Source organism: Orbus sasakiae (assembly GCF_039542345.1).
Classification (GTDB): Bacteria; Pseudomonadota; Gammaproteobacteria; order Enterobacterales; family Orbaceae; genus Orbus; species Orbus sasakiae.
The window spans coordinates 240,484-266,662 of the sequence record NZ_BAABHY010000005.1; the positions used below are offsets into that span (position 1 = coordinate 240,484).

General features: G+C 38.3%; 22 protein-coding genes, 1 tRNA gene and 1 pseudogene. 11 read left to right on the forward strand and 13 right to left on the reverse strand.

Annotation, left to right across the window (positions count from 1 at the left end):
* Window positions 1–39 precede the first annotated feature (39 nt).
* Window positions 40–1,998 carry a murein transglycosylase gene (gene sltY / locus ABEA36_RS10300; RefSeq protein WP_345491813.1) on the reverse strand — a complete coding sequence of 653 codons (1,959 nt, stop codon included), beginning with the start codon at window positions 1,996–1,998 and terminating at the stop codon, window positions 40–42.
* 263 nt (window positions 1,999–2,261) lie between these two features.
* Here sltY and ABEA36_RS10305 point away from each other — a divergent pair.
* Window positions 2,262–2,338 (forward strand) — tRNA-Met (locus ABEA36_RS10305).
* A 142-nt stretch (window positions 2,339–2,480) separates the two neighbouring features.
* On the opposite strand, the gene metF is transcribed toward ABEA36_RS10305, so the two are convergent.
* The 3 genes from metF to ABEA36_RS10320 all read right to left on the reverse strand — a co-directional run bounded on the left by metF (window position 2,481) and on the right by ABEA36_RS10320 (window position 7,113).
* The gene (metF, locus tag ABEA36_RS10310) at window positions 2,481–3,359 is read right to left on the reverse strand and encodes a methylenetetrahydrofolate reductase [NAD(P)H] (protein ID WP_345491815.1); all 879 of its coding nucleotides are present in this window, start codon (window positions 3,357–3,359) and stop codon (window positions 2,481–2,483) included.
* Between the two features lie 2 nt (window positions 3,360–3,361).
* On the reverse strand, window positions 3,362–5,632 hold the full coding sequence (gene metE / locus ABEA36_RS10315) for a 5-methyltetrahydropteroyltriglutamate--homocysteine S-methyltransferase (RefSeq protein WP_345491817.1): 2,271 nt from the start codon (window positions 5,630–5,632) through the stop codon (window positions 3,362–3,364).
* A 248-nt stretch (window positions 5,633–5,880) separates the two neighbouring features.
* Window positions 5,881–7,113, reverse strand: coding sequence for an N-acetylmuramoyl-L-alanine amidase (locus ABEA36_RS10320; protein ID WP_345492001.1), 1,233 nt, complete (start codon window positions 7,111–7,113; stop codon window positions 5,881–5,883).
* Window positions 7,114–7,431: 318 nt separating this feature from the next.
* On the opposite strand from ABEA36_RS10320, the gene asd reads away from it, so the two are divergent.
* Window positions 7,432–8,535 carry an aspartate-semialdehyde dehydrogenase gene (asd, locus tag ABEA36_RS10325; RefSeq protein ID WP_345491819.1) on the forward strand — a complete coding sequence of 368 codons (1,104 nt, stop codon included), beginning with the start codon at window positions 7,432–7,434 and terminating at the stop codon, window positions 8,533–8,535.
* A 52-nt stretch (window positions 8,536–8,587) separates the two neighbouring features.
* Here asd and ABEA36_RS10330 read toward each other — a convergent pair whose 3' ends face one another.
* The 3 genes from ABEA36_RS10330 to nagB all read right to left on the reverse strand — a co-directional run bounded on the left by ABEA36_RS10330 (window position 8,588) and on the right by nagB (window position 11,980).
* A complete protein-coding gene (locus ABEA36_RS10330) occupies window positions 8,588–9,811 on the reverse strand; it encodes an ROK family protein (protein ID WP_345491821.1) in 1,224 nt (407 codons plus the stop codon).
* A gap of 174 nt (window positions 9,812–9,985) precedes the next feature.
* On the reverse strand, window positions 9,986–11,122 hold the full coding sequence (gene nagA, locus ABEA36_RS10335; protein ID WP_345491823.1) for an N-acetylglucosamine-6-phosphate deacetylase: 1,137 nt from the start codon (window positions 11,120–11,122) through the stop codon (window positions 9,986–9,988).
* 51 nt (window positions 11,123–11,173) lie between these two features.
* Window positions 11,174–11,980 (reverse strand): glucosamine-6-phosphate deaminase, encoded by an 807-nt coding sequence (nagB, locus tag ABEA36_RS10340; RefSeq protein WP_345491825.1) that lies wholly within the window; start codon window positions 11,978–11,980, stop codon window positions 11,174–11,176.
* 332 nt (window positions 11,981–12,312) lie between these two features.
* On the opposite strand from nagB, the gene nagE reads away from it, so the two are divergent.
* The 8 genes and pseudogenes from nagE (at window position 12,313) to ABEA36_RS10380 (ending at window position 19,421) form a co-directional block, all read left to right on the forward strand.
* On the forward strand, window positions 12,313–13,788 hold the full coding sequence (gene nagE / locus ABEA36_RS10345) for an N-acetylglucosamine-specific PTS transporter subunit IIBC (RefSeq protein WP_345491827.1): 1,476 nt from the start codon (window positions 12,313–12,315) through the stop codon (window positions 13,786–13,788).
* Between the two features lie 126 nt (window positions 13,789–13,914).
* Window positions 13,915–14,502 (forward strand): pseudouridine synthase, encoded by a 588-nt coding sequence (locus tag ABEA36_RS10350; protein WP_345491829.1) that lies wholly within the window; start codon window positions 13,915–13,917, stop codon window positions 14,500–14,502.
* Window positions 14,503–14,516: 14 nt separating this feature from the next.
* Window positions 14,517–15,326, forward strand: a complete 810-nt coding sequence (locus tag ABEA36_RS10355) for a shikimate 5-dehydrogenase (RefSeq protein ID WP_345491831.1) — start codon at window positions 14,517–14,519, stop codon at window positions 15,324–15,326.
* Window positions 15,327–15,517: 191 nt separating this feature from the next.
* Window positions 15,518–16,456 (forward strand): annotated as a pseudogene (ftsY, locus tag ABEA36_RS10360) (signal recognition particle-docking protein FtsY); the annotation flags it as partial.
* Window positions 16,453–17,124, forward strand: coding sequence for a cell division ATP-binding protein FtsE (gene ftsE, locus ABEA36_RS10365; RefSeq protein ID WP_345491834.1), 672 nt, complete (start codon window positions 16,453–16,455; stop codon window positions 17,122–17,124). The pseudogene ftsY and the gene ftsE, both read left to right, overlap by 4 nt.
* Complete coding sequence (ftsX, locus tag ABEA36_RS10370) at window positions 17,111–18,073, forward strand: permease-like cell division protein FtsX (protein ID WP_345491836.1); 963 nt, start codon at window positions 17,111–17,113, stop codon at window positions 18,071–18,073. The genes ftsE and ftsX overlap by 14 nt, the downstream gene beginning before the upstream one ends.
* A gap of 202 nt (window positions 18,074–18,275) precedes the next feature.
* The gene (gene rpoH / locus ABEA36_RS10375; RefSeq protein WP_345491838.1) at window positions 18,276–19,136 is read left to right on the forward strand and encodes an RNA polymerase sigma factor RpoH; all 861 of its coding nucleotides are present in this window, start codon (window positions 18,276–18,278) and stop codon (window positions 19,134–19,136) included.
* A gap of 21 nt (window positions 19,137–19,157) precedes the next feature.
* On the forward strand, window positions 19,158–19,421 hold the full coding sequence (locus tag ABEA36_RS10380) for a hypothetical protein (RefSeq protein WP_345491840.1): 264 nt from the start codon (window positions 19,158–19,160) through the stop codon (window positions 19,419–19,421).
* Window positions 19,422–19,445: 24 nt separating this feature from the next.
* Here the strand turns inward: ABEA36_RS10380 and frr are convergent, their stop codons facing one another.
* The 6 genes from frr to ABEA36_RS10410 all read right to left on the reverse strand — a co-directional run bounded on the left by frr (window position 19,446) and on the right by ABEA36_RS10410 (window position 23,576).
* A complete protein-coding gene (gene frr, locus ABEA36_RS10385; protein WP_345491842.1) occupies window positions 19,446–20,003 on the reverse strand; it encodes a ribosome recycling factor in 558 nt (185 codons plus the stop codon).
* A gap of 24 nt (window positions 20,004–20,027) precedes the next feature.
* Window positions 20,028–20,765 (reverse strand): UMP kinase, encoded by a 738-nt coding sequence (gene pyrH / locus ABEA36_RS10390; RefSeq protein ID WP_345491844.1) that lies wholly within the window; start codon window positions 20,763–20,765, stop codon window positions 20,028–20,030.
* Between the two features lie 116 nt (window positions 20,766–20,881).
* Window positions 20,882–21,739, reverse strand: coding sequence for a translation elongation factor Ts (gene tsf / locus ABEA36_RS10395; RefSeq protein WP_345491846.1), 858 nt, complete (start codon window positions 21,737–21,739; stop codon window positions 20,882–20,884).
* Between the two features lie 120 nt (window positions 21,740–21,859).
* Window positions 21,860–22,600, reverse strand: a complete 741-nt coding sequence (rpsB, locus tag ABEA36_RS10400; protein ID WP_345491848.1) for a 30S ribosomal protein S2 — start codon at window positions 22,598–22,600, stop codon at window positions 21,860–21,862.
* Window positions 22,601–22,896: 296 nt separating this feature from the next.
* Window positions 22,897–23,211, reverse strand: coding sequence for a DUF202 domain-containing protein (locus ABEA36_RS10405; protein ID WP_345491850.1), 315 nt, complete (start codon window positions 23,209–23,211; stop codon window positions 22,897–22,899).
* A gap of 5 nt (window positions 23,212–23,216) precedes the next feature.
* The gene (locus tag ABEA36_RS10410) at window positions 23,217–23,576 is read right to left on the reverse strand and encodes a YidH family protein (protein ID WP_345491853.1); all 360 of its coding nucleotides are present in this window, start codon (window positions 23,574–23,576) and stop codon (window positions 23,217–23,219) included.
* A gap of 184 nt (window positions 23,577–23,760) precedes the next feature.
* Between ABEA36_RS10410 and ABEA36_RS10415 the strand changes: the two genes are divergently transcribed.
* Window positions 23,761–26,154: a heavy metal translocating P-type ATPase gene (locus tag ABEA36_RS10415; RefSeq protein ID WP_345491855.1), complete on the forward strand. Its 2,394-nt coding sequence runs from the start codon at window positions 23,761–23,763 to the stop codon at window positions 26,152–26,154.
* Window positions 26,155–26,179: the final 25 nt, after the last annotated feature.

Consider the following 26,179-nt stretch of genomic DNA (forward strand, 5'->3'; position numbering starts at 1 on the left):
CTACTCGTTTAACACTATGTGGTTACCTATCAAGGTCAATTAATATTTACGTTCAATTTCATTATCATGCAAAATGGTATTAGGTTTATTTTTTAACATTAGCTGATAAATGTAATCATAAACTAGTACACTTTTAACATAATTTCGTGTTTCTGTAAAAGGAATCGTTTCAATAAAAGTGACGGCATCGAGTTTTCCATCGGTTTCTTGTAACCAGCGATTAACTCGGTTTGGGCCCGCATTATACGCCGCCGATGCTAAAATTCGGTTGTTATCAAAAAGTTGATAAACATAATCAAGATAATAAGTACCGAGCTGTATATTCACTTTAGGATCGTAAAGTTGGTTGGCTGATTGGTAGTTTAAATCAGGGACTTTTTTGGCACTATCTTTCGCTGTTGCTGGCATTAATTGCATCAATCCGCGTGCACCAGCGGGGGATTGTACTGTTGCATCGAGTGCACTTTCTTGCCTTGCAATGGCTAATGCATAAGAAAGCGGTATGGATTTTTCACTCAATGATTGATTAAAAAGATCTTGATAAACAATCGGGAAACGTTCAATCCAGTTGTCCCATAATTTACCCGCGATAGTCGCTTGGATACTGTGCTCACCCCAGCCAATTTGATGTGTATAACGCGCAAGCTCGGCATAATTTTTATGACTGATATCACTGTATAAATAATTACGCCATTCACGGGTTGCGTCTGCTAACATTTGCCAATAGCGCAATTCATCGATACGTTTAATGACGGTATCGTTTTGGTATTTTTGCTTAAGCTGTGCTAACTCTTTTTGTGGTGATGTTGTCCCCGTTACCACAACATAATTGAAATCATAATGGTAAGGTTGGTTGAGAAGTTGGGCACTGTACATCGCATAAAACCCACGACCTTTTGCTAAAGCACTTAGGATGTCATTCGCTTGTTGTTGCTGCTTTTGATTTTTTAATATCATGGCTTTCACGTATTGCCATTCATCTTTTTGGCTATCTTGTTTTGATAACACATTTAGCCAGTAAGCAACATCATCAAGTGAGTTTGTTCTGAGTGCTAAACGAATTTCACGTTCAACCAATGAGGTCGATCGATCTTGAGCAATAAATTGTTGTCGCCATTTGACTTGCTGATCGGTCGCACTGTCTTTGAAATAGTTATTTGCAATAACGCGTAACATTGCATTTTCATCATCTTTACTCAGTTTTTGTTGTTTAACTAATGTTGGAATGATGGCTTTTGCTGTATCTGCATCAATGCTGGCAAAGCGAGCGAACGAAAGATTCACCATTTTTTGGCTAAATGAACTTGGTGAGATATTTTTAGCAAAATCCGGTAGTGATTTTGGTTTATCCAGCAAGGTCGATAAATTTTTCTTCAGTGTTTTATAGTTATCGGGTAATTGATCTGTTAAATAACGAGCCAGCTTAACGTTATTCTTTTTTAAGACAAGTTCAATACGGAGTAGAATCAGATTCGCTGTTTTTTCACTGGTTTTACTCCATTCCTCAAAGATGGCATCACAGGCAGAGGGTAAATCATCACCCGATAACCAAATATTTTTAATTGGCTTAAATGCGGACTCTTTGTTGCGTAACTGTAATAATGCATATTGATAACGACAGCGCGAGGTAATTGAGTTATCAATATTTAAAGCAACAATACTACGCCAAGCATTGCGTTTGCCAAGCACATCTAAGTAGTCTTGCATCAGTCCTGTGGTTAGCGGGAAATCATCATTTTGTGCTACAAATTGATTCATTTCAGTGGGGGTTATGGTATCCAAATGCGCTTTCAAATATTGATACTGCGCGTAGGGATAGAGTGGATAGTCTTTAAGTGAATCCAGTAATTTTTTTTGCTCTGCATCTGACAGAGATTGATAGGTTGTTTGCCATTGACCAAAGCGAGAGCGTAGCTCATCGAGAGAGGGTGTTTTAGCATAGCTGGTAACAACAAAAAAATAACAGACAAAACCGAATAAAATCGCTTTAAACTTCATATGCTTAACTCTCACGACATGATTATAAATACTAAAAATAAGTCTAACATATCTCAATCGCTTTATCATGCCTAATCCATTAGCAAAAATGATCTTAACGTGCCGTGGTAGATTACGATGCGATTGTGTGAAAGCTTGATGAGGAACCGGCGATTAAATCAGCAAAGTCTTATTTAATCCCTCTGTTTTGTTTATCTTTTAGACATCTGCCATAATAATAGTTGCAATCTTTTTTGAATGCTATATTATAAGCACCTCTCTGACGCGGGGTGGAGCAGCTTGGTAGCTCGTCGGGCTCATAACCCGAAGGTCGTTGGTTCAAATCCAGCCCCCGCAACCAATTTCTTTTCTTGTTTTACTTTCATTATTTCACTCTGATGACACATTTATCCTAATACCCTTTTTGGCATCATCAACTGTGATGAGTGTATTTGCGCTTTGTCATCATAAAAAAACGGACCATAAGGCCCGTTATTGTGGTTCTAGTGGATATGTTTCGGTACGGTGAACAACGTGGCGACAGCCTCGTTAATCCGTCTGGCGATTAAGGAACTGTTCATGGTATACAAATGAACACCGTCAACATCTTGTGATACTAAATCAACTAATTGGTCAATTGCATAGGCAATACCCGCATCACGAAATGCTTCAGGATGATGTTCATATTTTTCCATCATTTGTTTAAATTTTTTCGGTAGATTGACGCCACAAATTGATACCATTTTTTCAATTTGCTTTTTATTCACAACAGGCATAATCCCCGCTTCAATCGGCACATGAATGCCCATGTCAGCCGCCTTATCCCGGAACACATAAAAATATTCATTATCAAAAAATAACTGAGAAATCAGTTGATCGGTACCTGCATCAACCTTTTCTTTTAAATTAATCAAATCTTGTTTAAGGGTGGTTGCTTCAGTATGTCCTTCAGGATAACAGGCACCAATAATATTAAAGTCACCATTCTCTTTAATAAATGACACGAGTTCACTGGCATAGCGGAAATCTTGTTTAGGTTGCCATTCTGGTGTGATATCACCGCGAAGCGCTAATACATTATCAATACCCGCAAATTGTAATTCTTTGAGTATTGATCGAATGTCATCTTTACTAAAATGAATGCACGGTAAATGGGCGACACTTTCAATCCCGTAAGTATGTTTTACTGCGTGGGCAATATTTATGGTGGTTTCACCATTTAAACTTCCGCCCGCACCATATGTCACGCTGATAAAATCGGGTTTCAAATTACCCAGTTCACGCAACGTGCCATAAATGGATTCCAGTGGTGAGGTTTTCCTCGGCGGGAAAACCTCAAAAGACAATACGGTTTTATCTTTAAATAGTTGATTCATTTTCATTGCTATAACTCCAATCGAACATCCTGTGTCGCTTTCACAAGGTGAATTAAGCTTGCAACGACTTCTTGCTCACCACGTGTTTTTAGGCCACAGTCAGGGTTAATCCAAAGTTTTTGTTTATCGATTTTAGTGAGTAATTTTTCAATCGTTTGGCGTATTTCATGAGTTGAAGGTACGCGTGGCGAGTGAATATCGTATACACCTGGCCCAACTTCTGTTTTAAAATTATTTTGTTTCAACACATCAATAATCTCGAGATTAGAGCGCGATGCTTCAAATGAAATCACATCCGCATCCATTTGGTCGATCTCTTTAATGATGTCAGTAAATTCGCTATAACACATGTGGGTATGGATCTGTGTTTGCGGTTTCACTTTGCTATGAACTAAGCGAAATGCGGGAATCGCCCAATCTAAATATTCACTGTGCCAATCTGCTTTACGTAGTGGTAACTTCTCTTTTAAAGCGGCTTCATCAATTTGGATAATACCAATACCAGCAGCTTCAAGATCTAAAACCTCATCCGCAATGGCCAGCGCGATTTGGAATACAGAATCTTTGTAAGAGATATCTTCACGAGGAAACGACCAATTTAAAATGGTTACAGGACCGGTTAACATGCCTTTTACGGGTTTGTCCGTTAAACTTTGTGCATACTCTGAATATTCAACGGTAATCGGTTTTGAACGTGAGATATCGCCCCATACAACCGGTGGTTTAACACAGCGTGTACCGTATGATTGTACCCATGCTTTTTCGGTAAAGATGAAGCCATTTAAGCTTTCCCCAAAATATTCAACCATGTCATTACGTTCAAATTCACCATGAACTAAGACATCAAGTCCGATCACTTCTTGTAATTCAATACAATCAGAAATTTTTTGTTTATTAAACGCGGTGTATTGTTCAAGCGTGATTTCGCCTTTTTTAAACTGAGCTCGGTTTACACGCACATCACTGGTTTGTGGGAAAGAACCAATTGTGGTGGTGGGTAAAGGCGGTAAGTTTAGTGTTTGTCGTTGAATCACTTCACGATGTGAAAATTCCGGTAAGCGAACAAAATCTTGCTCGGTTAGTGCACTGACTTTTTGTCTAATTGCTTGGTTGGTTCCTTCACGCTCACGGGTAAACAGTGTTTGATTGGATTTATAGGCTGCATGTTGCTTTGGATCGTGTTCTTTGAATAATTGTCCTAATTCCGCTAATTCTTGTAATTTTTCTTGTGCAAACGTTAAATAGGCTTTTTGCGCTATTGTTAATTTGGTTTCACTTTGCAGTGTATAAGGCACATGCAATAATGAACATGATGTATTTATCACAATATTAGCGGTTTTTTGCTTAATTTGCGTCAATAAAGATAAGGTTTTAGCATAATTATTACGCCAGATATTTTTACCATTCACCACGCCAGCAAAGAGCTGTTTATCAGCGGGAAAACCATATTTTTGTAATAATGCTAATGACTCTTTACCTTCCACAAAATCGATACCAATACCATCAAATGGTAAGGCGATCACTTGAGAGTAACAATCACGAATATCACCAAAGTAGGTTTGTAGTAAGATTTTTACTGAGCCTTTTTGTGATAATAACGTTTGGTAAATTTTTTCAAAATTTGCAATATCGTGTTGGTTGAGGTCGGTGACTAAAATCGGTTCATCAATTTGTAGCCAGGTCACGCCAAGCGCTGCAAATTTAGCAATAATGTCACTATAGGCTTTAATCGTTGCATCAAGATAATGTTGGTAGTTTTGACCAGCAGTAATTTTAGCCAGTTTTAAAAAGGTTAATGGCCCAATGATAACGGGTTTTGTTTCAATACCAAGCTGTTTTGCTTCTTGGTATTCATCAAATGGTTTAGTCCCGACGAGTTTGATGTCTGTGTTTGATTCAATTTCTGGCACTAAATAGTGATAGTTAGTGTTAAACCACTTTTTCATCGCAAGGGCATGTACGTCACCCTTATCACCTTGATAACCCCGTGCCATTGCAAAATATTGATCTAATTCAGGTAGTGCTAATTTTTGATAACGGTTTGGAATAACATTTAGCAAGCATGCTGTATCAAGGACTGCGTCATAGAATGAAAAATCATTTGAAGAGATATGTTCAATCTGACTTGTTGCTTGCTGTTGCCAATGCGCTTTACGTAACCCCTTTGCAATCGTAATTAATTCAGCTTGGCTCTTGTCGCCTTTAAAGTAAGATTCTATTGCAAATTTTAATTCACGAAGTTTGCCGATTCTTGGATAGCCGATAGCAGATGTTGTCATGTTTGTGTCCTCAATTAACGGGTTATAATTTACCTTTTTTGAAGATAACAAACTTTTTGGTTATTTTATAATTCTATTTTTTTATTATTTGGTATAGTTTTTTTCTATATCAAAATGTAAAACTGAATTATCTAATACTCAGATTATCTTGTTGGATAAGCAATTTTTTGATAAGTAAAAATAAGTTTAGTTCATTGATTAACAAAATTTATTTTTTAATAAACTAAAATGAGTAAAAAGATAGGAAATTAATTCTTGCGTAATTTAACGTAGCTTTTTATGCCATCAAGCATCGCTTTAGCAATTTGATTTTGGAAGTTTGCTGTTTTTAGTTTTTTTTCTTCATTGAGATTACTAATAAAAGCTGTTTCTACCAGAACAGACGGGACATCTGGTGCTTTAAGTACGGCAAACCCAGCGGTCTCGACTTGTGCTTTATGCAGTGTGTTGACGTACTGCATTTTGCTTAATATTTCTCGTCCAAGTAGTAAGCTATTACTTTTGGTTGTCGTTTGCACTAAATCTAAAATAGTGTGATCTAGATAACGATCCCCACTGCGACTGACGCCTCCGATCTCATCCGCCTCATTTTGGGTTTGTGCTAAATAACTGGCTGCGGTACTACTCGCCCCTTTCGCGGATAATGCAAAAACCGATGACCCTTTGGCGGATCGCTTGGTAAATGCATCGGCATGGATTGAGATAAACAAATCGGCATGTAAAGCGCGAGCTTTTTCAACACGTACTCGTAAGGGCAAAAAGACATCTTCGTTACGGGTTAAGTGGACAGTTAGTCCCTTCTCTTTACGGATAAGATCGCGTAAACGCCGGGCAATTTGTAAGACAATGTCTTTTTCTCGGGTTTTATAATACCCGACAGCACCGGGATCTTCGCCGCCATGACCTGGATCGAGGACGATAACGACTTTATCATCCGCTTTTTTGGGTGGGATTGCGGTGATCACAGGATCTTCATCATCCAATTGACCTTTATTAAAGTCTTCAAGTAAAGCCAATAAGGGATCATCATCAATTGCAGTTTGCGTAGCTGGATACAAATCAATGACTAAGCGGTTTTTAAATTCAGCAATTGGGCTCAGGGTAAACAAGTTGGGTTTAACATCTTGTTTGAGTTCGATGACGAGCCTAACGGTTTTGTTATCAAATTGACCGACTCTTAACTGCTTAATATAGGGGTCATTGGGCTGCACGAGTGATGTAATATTACGGAATGTACTATTTAGACTGAGATCATCGATATCAATCACTAATCGGTTTGGGCTGGGTAAGGTAAACTGTTTATATGATAACGGGATATTTGATTCTAGCGTGATACGGGTATAAGTCGATGAGGGCCAAACTCGCACTGCTGCCATTTGTGCCGTTGCGGCAAATCCAACACGGGTAACCGATAACAGACATGCTGCGGCAATTCCTTTTATCAAAAGTCGTCGAGTTGGATCAAATGATGCTGGCATAATAAATTAAAATGTGAATCATTCTGTTATCTTGAGTAGGGCATATTATCACATAATAATAAGAGATTTATAGCTTACAGTGAGTATTGTTGATATAAAAAATGATTTTTTTACACTAGAATTAGCTATTATGATAAAAAAATAACGAAATGAATGATTAAAATGACATCATAACCGGCATTTATGTCGGCGCCTTGTTTCAAAATAATTTTTTATCTTGCTTGTTTTATACTGATATTTTGTTTTAATAGTGAAACATAAATATATTGGGTTTGTTACCCATTAAAAATAACGATTTATTTAAATTGTGGATAATTGATTATGAAAAATGTAGGTTTTATCGGTTGGCGTGGTATGGTGGGCTCTGTATTGATGCAGCGCATGATTCAAGAGCACGATTTTGATGGCATTAATGCTATTTTCTTTTCAACATCTCAAGCAGGTCAATCTGCACCAGAATTTGCCGGTAAAACAGGTGTATTACAAGATGCTAATGATATTGATGCACTTAAAGCGTTAGATATTATTGTGACATGCCAAGGTGGTGATTATACATCAAGTATTTATCCACAATTACGTGATGCAGGTTGGCAGGGATATTGGATCGATGCGGCGTCGACATTACGTATGAAAGATGATGCGCTCATTATCCTTGATCCTGTCAATCGAGCCAATATCGATTTAGCGCTCGATAAAGGTATTAAGACCTTTGTTGGTGGTAACTGTACCGTCAGTTTAATGCTGATGTCATTGGGTGGATTATTTGCTGCGGATTTAGTTGATTGGGTCTCTGTTTCAACTTACCAAGCTGCTTCAGGCGGCGGCGCTCGTCATATGCGAGAGTTATTAACCCAGATGGGTATGTTGCATGCCGATGTTGCTAAAGAACTGGCTAATCCACACTCGTCAATCTTAGATATTGAACAAAAAGTTACGGCAAAAATGCGTGATGGTTCATTACCTACTGACAATTTTGGTGTGCCATTAGCGGGGAGCTTAATTCCATGGATCGATAAGCAACTCGATAACGGTCAAAGTCGTGAAGAGTGGAAAGGTCAAGCTGAAACCAACAAAATTCTAGGTACCTCTCAGATTATTCCTGTTGATGGTTTATGTGTACGTATTGGCGCTTTACGTTGCCATAGCCAAGCATTTACGATTAAATTGAAGAAAGATATTGCGATCCCAGAGATTGAAAATTTATTAGCGGCGCATAATGACTGGGTTAAGGTCATTCCAAACGATCGTGAATTATCAATGAAAGAGTTGACGCCAGCAGCAGTAACCGGCACGTTATCCACACCGGTTGGTCGTTTGCGTAAATTAAATATGGGACCAGAATATTTATCGGCCTTTACTGTTGGCGATCAGTTATTGTGGGGGGCTGCTGAGCCACTACGCCGCATGTTAAGAATCTTACGTTAGTTGTCATCATTCACTACACATCAAGTATGTGTAGTGAGTGAATTATACCATTCTACTTATCATCCAACATTGTCATCAATAGTGAACCATTGAATAATGCTTGTTGAACAAGCGCAAATGCCCCAATGGCTGAACTATCACTTAATGTCGAACAGCTAATGGATAAATTTTCACGTAACTGTTTTAAACTTTGCGAATATAATGCGCTGTTGACGGCATTGAGTAAGATTTCAGGTGATTTGGTTATCTCTCCTGCTAAAATAATGCATTGTGGGTTGAAAATATTGACCATAATGGCAACGGCTCGCCCTAAGTTTTCACCCGCATTTTTAATCAGTTTTTCAGCTAATTCATCACCTTGATTAGCAAATTGGCAAATGGTATTGATATCACATTTATCAATCGTCAGTTTACTTGGATAGCCTTGCTCTAACAGTAACTTTGCTTTTTTTTCTATTTCAACATTGACGACTTGATTTTCAAGACAACCGAAATTACCACAATGACAGCGTTCCCCTAATGGATTAACTTGAATATGGCCAACTTCACAGGCACTTTGGTTATGGTTCATCAGCAGTTGTTGATTAATAATAACGCCAGAACCGACACCGCGATGTACGCGGATTAAAATTGAATCCTCGACATTTTGGGTTGAACCAAAATAGCTTTCGGCTAATGCCAAGCTTTGTACATCGTTGCCCACAAAAGCGTCGACATGGAATTTTTCTTTTAAGACATCGGCAAGTGCCCAGTTGTTAACGCTGATATGCGGCGTATAACGTACAATGCCCTTAACGGAATCAACAACACCAGGCATCACAACCGAAATTGCGATAAGATTTTTAATTTTTTTATTATTTTCTTGGCAGAATAACTCAATAAGATTGATTACATAATTTTGTGCCAAACGTTGTGTAAAGTCAGTTAAAGGGTAGCGCTTAAATGCCAAACTATGGCCACCAAGGTCATACAATTCAATAGTAACATGGGCTCGACTGAGTTGAATTGCGATGGCATGATAATGGTCAAATTTAGCTTCAATCGATACCGCAGGGCGACCCCCAGTCGATTGTTGGACATCAACTTCTTTAATTAACTTATTTTTTAACAATTGACGGGTAATTTTTGTGATACTGGCTGGAGCAAGATGACTTGTTTCGGCTAACTGAATACGGGAAATTGGACTTTGCTGAATAATCAAGCGATAGATCATTGCATAATTGAGCTGTTTTACTAATTCTGCATTACCGACCAAGTTTAAATAATTCAATGCCATGACCAATTCTTACCTCACTATATAATGATTGTTATTCTTAGTTAGGCCATTATATACCCAATTGACAAGCAGTTGCACATAATTAGTGCTTAGCACGAGCGACAAAAAAATTTAATAGGGGGTAAACCCCCTATTAAATGAAAATGCAAAATCATTTGTTTAGGTTTTATTTGATTATAACTTACCGTTAACAATCGTTTTTTGGATAACGAAGTTTTGATCAAAGGCAACCAAATTCGCTATTTTTCCTTCCGTTATAGTTCCTAATTTTTTATCAACACCAATTGATTTTGCAGGGTATAAAGTTGCCATTCTAAGTGCTTCATCTAAGGCGATACCAACATGTTTTACACTGTTACTTACCGCTTCTATCATGGTCAATGCTGAGCCACCTAGTGTGCCATTAATGTCAGTACATTTACCGTCTTTGTAATAAATTGTTTTGCCACCAAAAGTACATTCTGTGATGTTTGTACCAACCGGCAAAATGGCATCGGTTGTGAGAATTAATTTATCGTGTTTGATGCGATGTGAGTTACGGATATTCGCCCAGTCAACATGTAGACCATCAGCAATAATACCGCAGTAAACTTCTGATTCATCATAAATCGCACCCACAACGCCCGGTAAACGACCTGAAATGGCTGGCATGGCATTAAATAGATGCGTGCCCATGCGAATTCCAGCATTAAAGCCCTTGCGTGCATCTTCATAAGTTCCGTTAGAGTGCCCAGCTGAAACATGAATACCTGCTTCAACTAATTGGCGAATGAAATGACTTTCAACTCTTTCTGGTGCAAGCGTTAGGATTTTGATGACATCAGCATTGTCACATAAGAAGTCAATCATCGCTTGATCCGGTTTGCGAATATAATCGATATTATGAATCCCCTTTTTCTCTGGGTTGATATAAGGGCCTTCAAGATGCAAACCTAATGCTTGGTTGTGGTGGGTTTTTAAATAATCACGCATCACATTGACCGCTTTGCGCATAAACTCATCACTTGATGTAATCAGGGTGGGTAAGTAACTTGAACACCCTGATAATAAATTGGTTTGCTGCATGATTTCGAGTGTTTCAATACTCAACGAATCAAGTGTTTCGTTAAACTGTACGCCGCCACAACCATTAAGTTGTATGTCAATAAAACCGGGTGCTAAGATTGCACCTTGTAAGTTTTCAACAGCAATATTGGCTGGAATATTGTCATTATGACAAATCATAGCGATAGTATCACCATCAATCATGACCGCATGATCATCAAGCACTTCCATTCCAGTGTAGATTCGACAATTTGTTAATGCATACATAAAATTTACCTTAATACTTTATTGGCTATGAATCCAATGTTTCAAATAGCGTTAAAGTATGTTTACTGTGAGATTATTTGCTTCCAGCTGTCTAAAATATTTTAATGTTTTTACTTTCAGCTCATCGGTGCTTGCTTCATCACACACCAAAATTGCTTTTTGATGCGTTTGCAGTGCACTAACGGTCCACATATGGTTAACTGAACCTTCAACTGCCGCTTGTACCGCTAGCGCTTTGTTATGACCAAATGCTAATAATAAGACTTCAGCTGCGTCCATTAATGTACCAACCCCGATGGTTAAGGCATATTTAGGCACTTGACTGATATCATTATTAAAAAAGCGGGAATTGGCGATACGCGTATCTTCGGTTAATGTTTTAATACGTGTGCGTGAACATAACGATGATGCTGGTTCATTAAACGCAATATGACCATCTTGCCCTACGCCACCAATAAAGAGATTAATCTTACCATATGATGCTATTTTTTCTTCATATTGTTTGCACTCTTGCTCAGTATCTTCAGCGTTACCATTCAATATGTGAATATTGTTACGATCAATATCAATATGGTTGAAAAAGTTTTGATACATAAACGTATGGTAGCTTTGTGGGTGATCTTCTGGAATACCGACATATTCATCCATATTAAATGTAACAACATGTTTAAAGCTTACATTACCTGCTTTACAGTGTTTAATCAGTTGTTGATACATTAGCAATGGAGAGCTTCCGGTTGGTAAGCCTAATACGAACGGTTTATCCGCCGTTGGACGGTATTTATTGATTCGTTTAACAATATAGTCAGCGGCCCATGCGCCACCTTCTTGTGGGTTTTGTAATGGAATTAATCGCATTTTATTGCTCCGTTTTAATCAGATTCGCAAAAAGAACGACGTCAGTCATTTTATCACGGCAATTATCTCAATGTTTGATTTAATCTGCCAAAGTGTGCGTACTTATTTTATTTCGATTATTTACTGTATCCAATATTTACGTATTTTACAAAAGTTTTTTCACAAAAAAAAATAAATAGGCATAAATTGTTCATTATTTCATCTCACGCAACAATAAAATTAGTGATATTCGTCACAAAACGGTATAATTAATTTGCGTAGTAAAATATTATCATGTGAAATATAAATTAAGAAAATAACAGTCTTTTAATGATCTTAATCAGGAGAAATATATGGGAATTTTAGCCTATTTACAGCGCATTGGGCGTTCGCTAATGGTTCCAGTTGCTGTATTACCAGCAGCAGCAATTTTATTAGGTGTTGGATATTGGATCGATCCAGATGGTTGGGGTGCGAATAATATTATTGCCGCTTTTTTAATTAAATCGGGTGGTGCTATTATTGATAATATGCCGATTCTATTTGCGATTGGCGTTGCATATGGTATGTCTAAAGATAAAGATGGCGCTGCTGCATTAAGTGGTCTTGTCGGATTTTTAGTTATCACAACCCTTTTATCAACAGGTTCAGTCTCATTATTGACCAATACACCTGTTGCTGATGTTTCTCCTGCATTTGGCAAGATTAATAACCAGTTTGTTGGTATTTTAGTTGGGGTGATTTCTGCTGAACTTTACAATCGTTTTAGCCAAGTCGAACTTCATAAAGCGTTGGCTTTCTTTAGTGGTAAACGTTTAGTGCCAATTATTGTTTCATTTGTTATGTTATTTGTTGCCTTTGTTTTACTGTATGTTTGGCCTGTCATTTATGATGCGTTAGTTGCATTCGGTGAATATATTAAAAACTTAGGCGCTTACGGTGCAGGTATTTACGGCTTCTTTAACCGTCTACTCATTCCGGTTGGACTTCACCATGCACTCAACTCTGTATTTTGGTTTGATGTCGCGGGCATTAACGATATCCCTAACTTCTTAGGTGGGCAAAAATCAATTAATGATGGTCTGGCTGTAATCGGCATTACAGGGCGTTATCAAGCTGGTTTCTTCCCAATAATGATGTTTGGTTTACCAGGTGCAGCCTTAGCTATGTATCATACCGCTAAAGCAGCAAATAAAGATAAAACTGCATCAATCATGATGGCAGCTGCCTTTGCCGCATTCTTTACGGGCGTTACTGAGCCGTTAGAATTTTCATTCATGTTCGTTGCACCGCAATTATATCTATTACACGCATTTTTAACCGGTATTTCTCTTTATATTGCCGCGACAATGCAGTGGATAGCCGGGTTTGGTTTTAGTGCTGGATTAATTGATATGGTGTTGTCATCACGTAATCCATTAGCCGTACACTGGTATATGCTAATTGTACAAGGTATTGCTTTCTTCTTTATCTATTATGTGACTTTCCGTTTTGTTATTGTGAAATTCAACTTAAAAACCCCTGGTCGTGAAGATGACGGTGATGATGTTGTCAGAAGTGATGCAGAAACCTCATTAACGGCGGCAGATGATGTCGATTCACTCGCTCAAAAATACATCGCTGTCGTAGGCGGGAAAGATAATTTAACCAATATCGATGCCTGTATTACCCGTTTACGTTTAAGTGTAAAAGATTCTTCATTAGTTAGTGAAGCACAAGCTAAAGCACTGGGAGCCATGGCTGTGATCAAATTAGGTAAAGAAGGTGTACAAATTGTGGTGGGTCAACAAGCTGAGCGTGTTGCCGATGAAATGAAAAAGTTAGTTTAAGTTACTCTGACATGTAAACTTAAATGTTTGCCGGGCGTAATGCCCGGCTTTTTTATGTTAATCAATTCTCAGCAGATGACAATAATTTTTGCTATAATCTCATTTAGTAAACAATGAGATATTATCATGATCGATTCTTCATTAATTGCATTTAATAAACCTTATGGGGTTATTTGCCAGTTTTCTGAGCATGAAAAACATGCCACTCTCAAGCAGTATATTGCGCTCCCACAATATTATCCAGCGGGTCGATTAGATACCGATAGTGAGGGATTATTACTGTTAACGAATGATGGACAATTACAGTCAAAAATTGCTTCGCCAAAATTTAAATTACCCAAAACTTACTGGGTACAAGTTGAAGGCGAATTAACCCAAAGAGCCATCATGCAATTACAAAAAGGGGTTGTGTTAAAAGAATTTACCACTCAACCCGCTAAAGCACATATGATGCCGACACCAACGCAAATGTGGCAGCGTGATCCCCCTATTCGTGAACGTAAAACGGTCCCCACCTCTTGGTTAAGTATTACCATTACTGAAGGCAAAAATCGTCAGGTAAGGCGGATGTGCGCTGCTGTTGGTTTCCCGTGTTTGAGATTGATTCGCGTACAAATTGGTGAGTTCAATCTTTTCCACTCACAACTGGAACTGGGTAAGTGGCAAGCCATCACTGAACAAAATTTATACCGTAATGCTGTTAAACAAAAATGATATGAGGAGATGTTATGATTAATAAAGATACAAAACTTTGTATGTCTTTATCCGGCCGTCCAGGTAATTTTGGTACACGATTTCATAATAGTTTATATCAACAGTTGGGACTGAATTTTATTTATAAAGCATTTTCGACAGACAGTATTGAAGATGCGATAAAAGGAATACGGGCGCTAAGGATTCGAGGGTGTGCCATTTCGATGCCTTTTAAAGAAGCATGTATCCCTTTTTTGGACAAACTGACCGATTCAGTTTTAGCGATTGATTCCGTCAACACCATTGTTAATGATGATGGCTACTTAACGGCTTATAACACCGATTATATTGCGATCAGAAAATTAATTGAACAGTATCAACTTAATCCAGCGCAAAGCGTCATTATTCATGGTAGCGGCGGTATGGCAAAAGCGGTTATCGCAGCATTTTATGATGCAGGTTTTCGTCATGTGACAATTCTCGCTCGTAATCAAGTCTCAGCGAAAAAACTTGCTGATAAATATCATTTTAATGCCACTACACAACCAAGTTTATCTTATGATATTTTAGTTAACGCAACGCCTGTTGGCATGGCTGGTGGAGAGGATGCAAATCAACGCTCTTTTTCCGTTGATTTGATTGCCAAGTCCTCAATTGTGTTTGAAGTGATCGCAATGCCTGTCAATACCCCACTGATTTTAGAAGCAAAAAAACAGCATATCAAAACGATTACTGGACGAGAGGTTATGATTTTACAAGCGGTTGAACAGTTTATTTTGTATACCGGGCAAACACCGACTGAGGCTCAAATTGACATTGCCGCTCAGTTTGCCAGTCAAGAATAGTGCGAATAGTTATTGATTAACTAAAAACCTATCCGTTCTTGATGGAATATTTTAAATATTACCTCATCGGATAGTCGCAAATTAAGCTATAATGGCATTTGTTAAAAGGTAAAATTTAGTCAATAATAGGCAATAAATTTTCATAAATGACATGATATATTGGAGTCGCTGTTTAAATGACAGAACAAAAAAAAGCGGGCTTTTTTGCGCGTTTGAAAAATGGATTATTTAAGACAAAACAAAATATTGGATCGGGCTTTGTTGCTTTATTCAAAGGTAAAAAAATCGATGATGCGCTTTTTGATGAGTTAGAAGAACAGCTGCTTATTGCCGATGTCGGAGTTGATACAACACAAAAAATTATCCGTTCATTAACCGATCATGCTTCTCGTAAACAGCTCAAAGATGCGGATGCATTACATGACTTATTAAAAGTTGAAATGGGTAATATATTATCGGAAGTTGATAAACCATTAGAACTTGAAAGTCACAAGCCATTTGTGATTTTAATGGTTGGTGTCAACGGTGTCGGTAAAACAACGACGATTGGTAAATTAGCGAAACAATTTCAAAATCAAGGTAAATCCGTGATGCTAGCGGCTGGAGATACCTTTAGAGCTGCGGCGGTTGAACAGTTACAAGTTTGGGGTGAACGGAATCATATTCCCGTGATTGCGCAGCATACCAATGCAGATTCTGCGTCAGTTATTTTTGATGCATTACAAGCTGCAAAATCCAAAAAAGTGGATGTGTTAATTGCTGACACAGCGGGTCGTTTACAAAATAAATCACATTTAATGGATGAGTTGAAAAAAATTGTCCGTGTGATGAAAAAGCAAGATGAAAGTGCACCACATGAAATTATGTTAACCATTGATGCCAGTACTGGGCAAAATGCCATCAGTCAGACCAAAATATTTAATGAGGCGGTTGGCTTAACGGGGATTACGTTAACCAAACTTGATGGTACAGCTAAAGGTGGGGTGATATTTAGTCTTGCCGATCAGTTTACTATTCCGATTCGTTATATTGGTGTTGGTGAAAAAATTGATGATTTGAGGCCTTTTGTTGCTAATGATTTTATTAACGCTCTATTTGATAATCAGACAGGTGATAGCGAAAATACATGATTCAATTTAATCACGTTAGTAAAGTCTATTCTGGCGGTAAACCTGCATTACAGAATATTAATTTTACCCTAGCTAGTGGTGAAATGGCTTTTTTAACAGGTCACTCCGGTGCCGGTAAAAGTACTTTATTACGTTTAATTTGTGGTCTTGATAGGGCAAATGATGGGCATGTGTTACTCAATGGTCATGATGTTAGCCAATTAAAAAAACAACAGCTTCCTTTTTTGCGCCGCCATATTGGCATGATTTTTCAGGATCACCAGTTACTGATGGATCATACTATCTATGATAATGTGGCCATTCCATTGATTATTTTAGGTAAACCAGCGGAAGAAATTCGACGTCGGGTATCCGCGGCACTGGATAAAGTCGGCTTGATTGATAAGATGAAATTTTATCCTATTCACCTTTCGGGTGGTGAGCAACAACGTGTTGGTATTGCGCGCGCGATTGTTAATAAGCCCATGATTTTACTTGCCGATGAACCAACGGGTAATTTGGATGATAAATTATCTAAAGATATTTTAAAGTTATTTGAAGAATTTAACCAAACGGGTGTCACAGTGTTAATGGCAACCCATAATATGGGTTTAATTAGACGTAAGCATCACCGTATTTTAAATTTAAGCCAAGGTCGCTTGATTGGAGACACCCATGTTAGCGAGTAGGCCGCAAAATAAGCAGAAAGAGGGGAATGGTTTTTTCCCTCGTTGGAAGCGCCAAATCCAATATGCTTGGCAAAATGTATTTAACGATTTCAGGCAGCATGCGCTTGCCTCACTGCTAACCATCATTGTCATTGCTATTTCGATAGCATTACCAACTATCGGTTACCTATTGTGGAAAAATGCTAACGAGGCTGCGCATCAGTGGTATCCCACACCTAATTTAACCGTTTATTTAGATAAATCATTAACCGCGAATGAAACCGAAACGTTGGTGCAGAACATAAAACATTATCCCGAAGTGGAAGCGATCAATTATTTATCACGTGATGAAACGCTTGAGGAGTTTCGATTGTGGTCGGGCTTTAGTGATGCTATCGATTTATTAGACGAAAATCCACTCCCGGCAGTTGCAATTGTGATTCCTAAAGATGAAGCGAAGCAAACAACAATATTACATGCGATGCAAGCTGATATTATTAAATTAGAGGGTGTGGATGATGTTCGTTTAGATGATAGTTGGTTTACTCGTTTGACCGCGTTAACCGACATGGTTAAAACGATTGTTTGGACGATCTCAATTTTTATGATTATTGCGGTGGCATTAGTGATTGGTAATAGTATTCGCTTATCCATTTTTGCTCGTCGCCAAACCATTATTGTTATGCAATTAATTGGTGCGACAGAAGGATTTATTTTAAGACCTTTTTTATATAGTGGAATGTTTAATGGTTTTGTTAGCGCGATTTTAGCGTTAATATTATCGGAAATATTTATTTTTCAAATTGATGCGATCATCTTGAATGTTTCGTCTGTTTTTGGAACAATATTTACCATTGAAGGTCTAAATTGGGATGAGGCGTTATTTATCGTCCTAATCGCAACCATGATTGGTTGGTTATCGGCACTTGTTGCAACTAAAAAATATTTAAATATGACTCATATTGCTTAACATTATCATTTATTTTGTTATTTAATAGTAATCAGTGAGTTATTTTTTGATCGCTAAAAATAAAAAATGTGAACTAAATCACATTTTCGCGGTCTAATCTTTTAATTGCTAGTCAATTAATATAGCTAGACACTCAGAATGATCGCTTGTGGTTTGTTAAATTGGGCAAACGACAAGGTTGAATAAGTAAGGGGGAATTTAGATGAGTAACGAAGTTAAAATGCAATCAGTTGCTATTATCCCACAAGGAAATATTGAATCTTATCTGCGTATGATTAACACCTATCCGATGTTAAGCGCAGAAGAAGAGAAAGCGTTAGGTGAAAAACTTTACTATAACGATGATGTTGATGCTGCAAGACAACTTATTTTGTCACATCTGCGTTTTGTTGCACATATAGCACGCGGGTATTCTGGTTATGGTTTACCACAAGCGGATTTAATCCAAGAAGGCAATATTGGTTTAATGAAAGCGGTGCGTCGTTTTAATCCTGAAATGGGCGTTCGTTTAGTTTCATTTGCTGTGCATTGGATCAAAGCTGAAATACATGAATATGTGTTAAAAAACTGGCGTATCGTAAAAGTTGCAACGACTAAAGCACAACGTAAGTTATTTTTTAACCTACGTAAATCAAAACAACGTTTAGGCTGGTTTAGTCATGATGAAGTCGGTATGGTTGCTGATGAGCTTGGCGTAACACGTAAAGATGTACTTGAGATGGAATCCCGTATGTCTGCACAAGATATGTCATTTGATATTGATAATGATGACGATGATAATTCAATTGTTGCACCTGCATTGTATTTAGAAGATGCGAATTCTGATTTCTCAAAATCAATTGAAAATGATAATTGGGAAAACGATGCAACTGATAAATTACATGATGCATTATCACAATTAGATGAACGTAGCCAAGATATTATTAAAGCGCGTTGGTTAGATGCTGATGACAGTAAATCGACACTACAAGAATTGGCTGCTAAGTATGCTGTTTCTGCTGAACGTATTCGTCAGTTAGAAAAGAATGCGATGCAAAAATTACGCGTTGCGATTGAAGCATAATTTTTAGTTGGATTCGATAAATTGAAAAGTCTGTTAGAATATCAAAATATATTATGGGTGATTGTTGTTGGTGTTGTCCTGATTATTTTTGGTTTCTATTTATATACTGAATTGAGTTTATACGAACAAAGTGGTAGTTCAATCAGTATGCCAAAAATGTTCAGGCTTTTTTATGAAATGTTTGGCAAATATGTTACTGTTTTATTTGTTGAGGCTGTTGGAGTAATTGCTTTAATAAGTGGGATATGGCAATTGGTTGATAAGGTAAAAAATAAAAAGGCGTAATCAAGTGGTTACGCCTTTTTTATATTAGAATTCCATCAATTCTTTTTCTTTGTCAGCAAGAACGGCATCCAGTTTTTTGATCATACTATCTGTTATTTTTTGAATAACGTCTTGTGATTTACGTTCATCATCTTCAGAAATTTCTTTATCTTTTAATAATGCTTTGATTTGATCATTAGCATCACGTCTTACGTTACGGATCGCAACGCGACCTTGTTCTGCTTCACCACGAACAATCTTGGTTAAATCACGGCGACGTTCTTCTGTTAATGGTGGAAGTGGTACACGGATAACGGTTCCCGCTGAAGAGGGATTTAAGCCTAAATCAGATGCTAAAATGGCTTTTTCAACAGCAGGTGAAAGTGATCTATCAAAAACGGTAATTGCCAATGTTCTTGAATCTTCAGCAACGACGTTTGCTAATTGGCGTAATGGTGTTGCGCTACCATAATATTCAACGACGATACCATCTAATAAGCTTGGTGAAGCACGACCGGTACGAATCTTACCAATATGATTTTGGAAAGCATCTAAGCTTTTTTCCATTCTGTCTTGAGCGTCTTTTTGAATCTCATTTAACATACTAAAACCTTTTTCCTTTAATTATTAACTTACAACAACATCATTATTAATTAGCGTCCCTTCGGGTTCACCTTGAATCACGCGACGTAATGCCCCGGGTTTATTCATATTAAATACACAAATCGGTAAATTATGATCTCGAGCTAGTGTGAACGCGGCTAAATCCATTACTTTAAGTTCATCATCTAATACTTTTTCATAGCTTAATGTTTTAAATAGGGTTGCGCTAGGATCTTTTACCGGATCAGCAGAATAAACGCCATCAACTTTGGTAGCTTTTAATACGACATCCGCTTCGATTTCGATACCTCGTAGACAAGCGGCTGAATCCGTGGTGAAAAATGGATTCCCTGTACCGGCTGATAAGATAACCACTTTACCATGCTTAAGTAGGCTAATCGCCTCGGTCCAGCGATAATCATCACATACGCCATTTAAAGGAATGGCCGACATTAAACGTGCATTAATTTCAATACGGTGAAGTGCATCACGCATTGCAAGGCCATTCATGACAGTTGCGAGCATCCCCATATGGTCACCAACAACACGATTCATCCCTGCTTTTGCAAGTCCGGCACCACGGAATAAATTACCTCCGCCAATAACAACAGCGACTTCGACACCCATTTCAACTAGCTCTTTAATTTCTAATGCCATACGATCGAGAACAGAGGCATCAATACCAAAACCTTCATCACCTTGCAGTGCTTCACCACTTAGTTTGAGAAGGATACGTTTGTAGTGGGGAGTTTGTTTTGTCATGGTAGAGAGATCCTATAGATGAAAAATATTAATAATAAATCTGCTAATGTAATTCTAAAGTATTTTGTTGCTAAAAAAAACCGCCTTTCGGCGGTTTTAAGCATTTTACATGAAAATTAAGATTGTTTTGACATTGCAGCAACTTCTGCAGCGAAATCAACTTCAACTTTCTCAATACCTTCACCCACTTCAAAACGGATGAAAGTTGCAACAGCGGCTTTTTTCTCTTTTAGTAAATCACCAACAGTTTTTGATGGATCCATAACAAATGGTTGACCTGTTAAAGAGACTTCACCGGTGAATTTACGCATACGGCCTTCAACCATTTTTTCTGCGATTTCACGTGGTTTACCTGATTGCATTGCGATATCGATTTGGATTTGACGCTCATGAGCGACAACATCAGCTGGAACATCGTCTGGGTTAACATATTCTGGTTTGCTAGCTGCGATGTGCATTGCGATGTGTTTAACTAATTCGTCATCAGCACCGTTAGCGGCAACTAAAACACCAATACGTGCACCGTGTTGGTAACTACCAACAACGTCACCTGCGATTTCAGCAACACGACGGATACCGATGTTTTCACCAATCTTAGCAACTAAAGCAGTACGTTCTTCTTCAAATTTAGCCTGAAGTACGCCAACATCGCTGATACGGTCAGCAAGTGCAACTTCAGCAACTTTGTTACTAAATTCAATGAAACCAGCGTCTTTTGCTACGAAGTCTGTTTCACAGTTTACTTCTAAAATTACACCAAATTGTTTATCTGCTGAAATTTTAGAAATAATTACACCTTCAGCAGCAACACGACCTGCTTTTTTAGCCGCTTTTGCTTGACCTGATTTACGCATGTTATCGATTGCAAGCTCAATGTCACCATTTGCTTCGACTAATGCTTTTTTACATTCCATCATACCTGCGCCAGTTCTTTCGCGCAGTTCTTTAACCATAGAGGCAGTTACTTCAGCCATTTTTTAACCCTCTGTTAAATTCTGTCATTTGTCCAAATTAAGTTTCGACAAATTATATTTGATACACAAGATAGGAGGAGTGAACTCCTCCTAATACCGATAACGAATTGTATTAATCAATTATTCAGCAGCAGTTGCTGTTTCTTCAACAAAGCTTTCTTCAGAAACGGGTGATTGATTTTGTTCGCGACCCGATTTAACTGCACTTGCAACCGCATTTGCATATAATTGGATAGCACGAATCGCATCATCATTACCAGGAACAACATAATCAATGCCATCTGGATTTGAGTTAGTATCAACGATAGCAACAACAGGAATACCTAAGTTGTTAGCTTCTTTAATTGCAATATGCTCATGGTCTGCACCGATAACGAAGATCGCATCAGGTAAACCACCCATATTTTTGATACCACCAAGGCTATTTTCTAATTTAGCCATTTCACGAGTACGCATTAACGCTTCTTTTTTGGTTAATTTATCAAAAGTACCGTCTTGTGATTGTGTTTCTAAATCTTTCAAACGTTTGATTGATTGACGAACGGTTTTCCAGTTAGTCAACATACCACCTAACCAACGGTGATTAACGTAGAATTGTCCACAGCTTTCAGCCGCTTGTTTTACTGATTCGCTCGCAGCACGTTTTGTACCAACGAATAAAATTTTACCGCGACGAGCAGCAACTTTATTTAGCATGTCTAATGCTTCGTTGAACATAGGAACTGTTTTTTCAAGGTTAATGATATGAACTTTGTTACGAGCACCAAAAATAAATGGTTTCATTTTTGGGTTCCAATAGCGGGTTTGGTGTCCGAAGTGTACACCAGCTTGCAGCATATCGCGCATAGATACTGTAGTCATGATTTCCTCATTGAAAATTGGGGTTATGCCTCCACATATTCGCTTTAACCGACTTCGATTTTCATCAAAGCACCCCGGTAAAGTGTGGCAATATGTGTGTGTTATAACGTTAATTAAATTAAATTCATCTTCCAGATGTTAAAAACAAATAGAAAGATGCGCGCGTTTTATACCATATCCTCGGGTGAAAAACCAGCATTATTTATTCAATCGAGTCAATGATTCATTGATTTGATTTCAAAACACACATTTTATCATGCTATTTGGGGTTATTTTAATGCGTTATATCTCAGTGGTTAAACCGTTAAATAGTGACTGATAACGAAGAGACTAACTAAAAAAATGGTGCAGGTCACGAGACAGAGTAATGTGGTGGGGGGACGTGATTGATATTCATTAAAATAGGCAGGATGATAATATTGGTAGAGTTTGACGATCACTAGCTGAACAACAAGTACTATACCCGCAAGGCACAGTAAAATGCTTTTTTCTATCATTCCAACACGCAGCATAAATATGCCAACTAATGCAAAAAGAAATAGTGTTCTCATCCACGCTAATTGGGTTCGTTCCCGCTGTAAGCCGGGATCTTTGGTGACCGGTTTAAGCATTGTCGTTAATGTCCAACCAAAAACAGCATGACAAAACAGGTTGCTGCAATCAGTACTAAAATAGCAATAATTGACAATAGATGATTGTAAGGTAATGCGCGCTCCTCTAGCATGGCTTTTTCATTCGCCCGCCAACGTAAAAAGGCACTGATTGCTAGCACGCCTGCAATGATGGCTAATATGATAGCTAAACCAATACGAATAAACGGATATTCAACCGTTGTCACAAACTGATCAATAGCTACGGCACCGGCAAGGAGAGCGAGTGCGGTTCTTATCCAAGATAAAAAAGTGCGTTCGTTTGCAAAAGAGAATCGGTAATCGAGTACTTTTTTTGTATTTTCTGAATTATTTTTTAAAGGCATCGCTTGCTCGTTATTAAGGAAACGCCATATCACTGTAATATGATAAGCTAGTTCATTTCAAGTGAGTAATGAAAAATAGGATTATTGATTAAATTTTTATCATTAATTAGATTGACCTTACTATCATGGTAAGGTTTATAGTGTCATTATTGAAATTGAATTTAGCCAAGCATAGGAGATAAAAATGGCAGAATATCAATTTATGGTTGAAGGGATGTCATGTGCTTCTTGCGTGAACCGTGTTGAAAAAGCATTGAACAAAGTAAGCGGTGTCACTGAAGCGAGTGTTAACTTGGCGACGGAAAAAGTCACGATCCAAACCACAACACCCATCAATATTGCGTCATTATTTGAAGCCGTAGAGAATGCGGGATACCATCCCATAGCCTTGCCATCAGAACATGATTCACAAGATATTGTATTATCGATAAATGGTATGTCATGTGCCTCTTGTGTTAATCGCGTTGAAAAAGCACTTTATAAAGTGGCGGGTGTAGAAAGTGCTCAAGTTAATTTAGCAACAGAAAAAGCGACCATAAAAGGCACGCATTTAGATATTGCAGCTTTAATTCAGTCTATTGATGATGCTGGTTATCAGGCAACATTTGTTGATGAGACCAAACCACTTATTCACAAACCTAAGCAGCCGTCATTATGGCCGGTGATTATTGCCGCGGGACTTGCGCTACCATTATTGTTACCAATGTTGCTTGAACCGTTTGGTATTGATTGGATGTTACCTGGTTTGGTGCAGTTGTTACTTGCGACACCAGTACAGTTTATACTGGGGGCGCGTTTTTATCGTAGTGCGTGGAAGGCGGTAAAGGCGCTTAGTGGTAATATGGACTTACTTGTTGTGATGGGAACCAGTGCAGCTTATGGCTTATCACTATATCAATTGATTGTTAACTGGCACAGTAATCACATGCCACATCTCTATTTTGAATCGTCGGCAATTATCATAACGCTTATTTTATTGGGGAAATGGCTTGAAGCAAGAGCAAAACATCAAACAACCCAAGCTATCGAAGCATTAACCTCTTTAAGACCGGAAACCGCAAGAGTAAAACGTGGTGATAAAGAGATTGAATTACCAATTGATCACGTGAAATTGAATGACATGGTGATCATTAAACCTGGTGAGCGAATTGCCGTTGATGGCTTGATATTAGAGGGGGTATCAAGTAGTGATGAATCCATGATAACGGGTGAAAGTTTACCTGTTAGTAAAACCGTCGGCGACAGTGTGACGGGAGGTGCTATTAATGGAGAAGGCTTATTAATTGTGAAAACAACGGCGGTCGAAGCGCAATCAATGCTGGCTAAAATCATTCAATTAGTTGAATCCGCTCAAGCACAAAAAGCCCCGATTCAACGCATTGTCGATCGCATTAGTGCGGTTTTTGTACCCGTTATTTTGGTTATTGCATTCATCACTTTACTTGCTTGGGGAATGTCAACCCATGATTGGACGCTAGCGTTATTAAATGCGGTTGCTGTATTGGTGATTGCTTGTCCGTGTGCATTAGGCCTTGCGACACCGACGGCGATTATGGTAGGCACTGGCGTGGCTGCTCGTCACGGTATTCTAATCAAAGATGCCTTGGCTCTTGAAACTATGCACAGTATTAAAGCGGTTGCATTTGATAAAACTGGGACATTAACCGTCGGTAAACCTGAATTAGTGGTTTTTAAAACCATCAGTGGTGATGATGATCACTTATTGAATATTGCGGCATCAATTCAAGCGGGAAGCGAACATCCGTTAGCAAAAGCAGTACTAAGCAAAGCTGATGAGCGTCATATTGTATATCGTTATGCACAAAATATTACCAATGTTGCTGGACTAGGAATTAAAGCTACTCTTGCTGACCAACCTTATTACTTAGGGAGTACGCATTGGATGGCATCATTGAATGCTGATTTTGGTGATTTGCAACGAACGACGGATGAATTAGCCCATAACGGTTATACCATTTCTTGGCTAGCTATGCAAAGTGGCGATCAGATTAAGGTGCTTGCTTTGTTGGGGTTTGCTGATGTGGTTAAACCGGAAGCGAAACCGGCTATCGATGCTTTGCATCATCTTAATGTTAAAACAGTTATGCTCACGGGAGATAATCTTAATGCAGCAAATCATGTTGCCCAGCAGCTCTCAATTGATCACGTTGTTGCACAGGTGATGCCTCAAGATAAGGCTGATCACATTTATCAACTGCAAAAAACCTATGGTAAAGTTGCGATGGTCGGAGATGGTGTCAATGACGCGCCTGCTCTGGCTGCAGCAGATATCGGGATTGCGATGGGAACGGGGACAGACGTTGCGATGCATACGGCTGCCATAACGTTAATGCGAGGCAATCCTTTGTTGATTGCCGATGCGATTGATATCTCAAGAAGAACGTATAATAAAATTAAGCAAAATTTATTTTGGGCGTTTGTGTATAATCTTATTGGTGTTCCACTTGCCGCATTAGGGCTATTAAATCCAATGATTGCGGGTGCTGCAATGGCATTAAGTAGCGTCAGTGTTGTCACTAATGCATTATTATTACGACGGTGGAAACCAAAAGCATAAACAATAAAAAATCCCTTATTAAAAA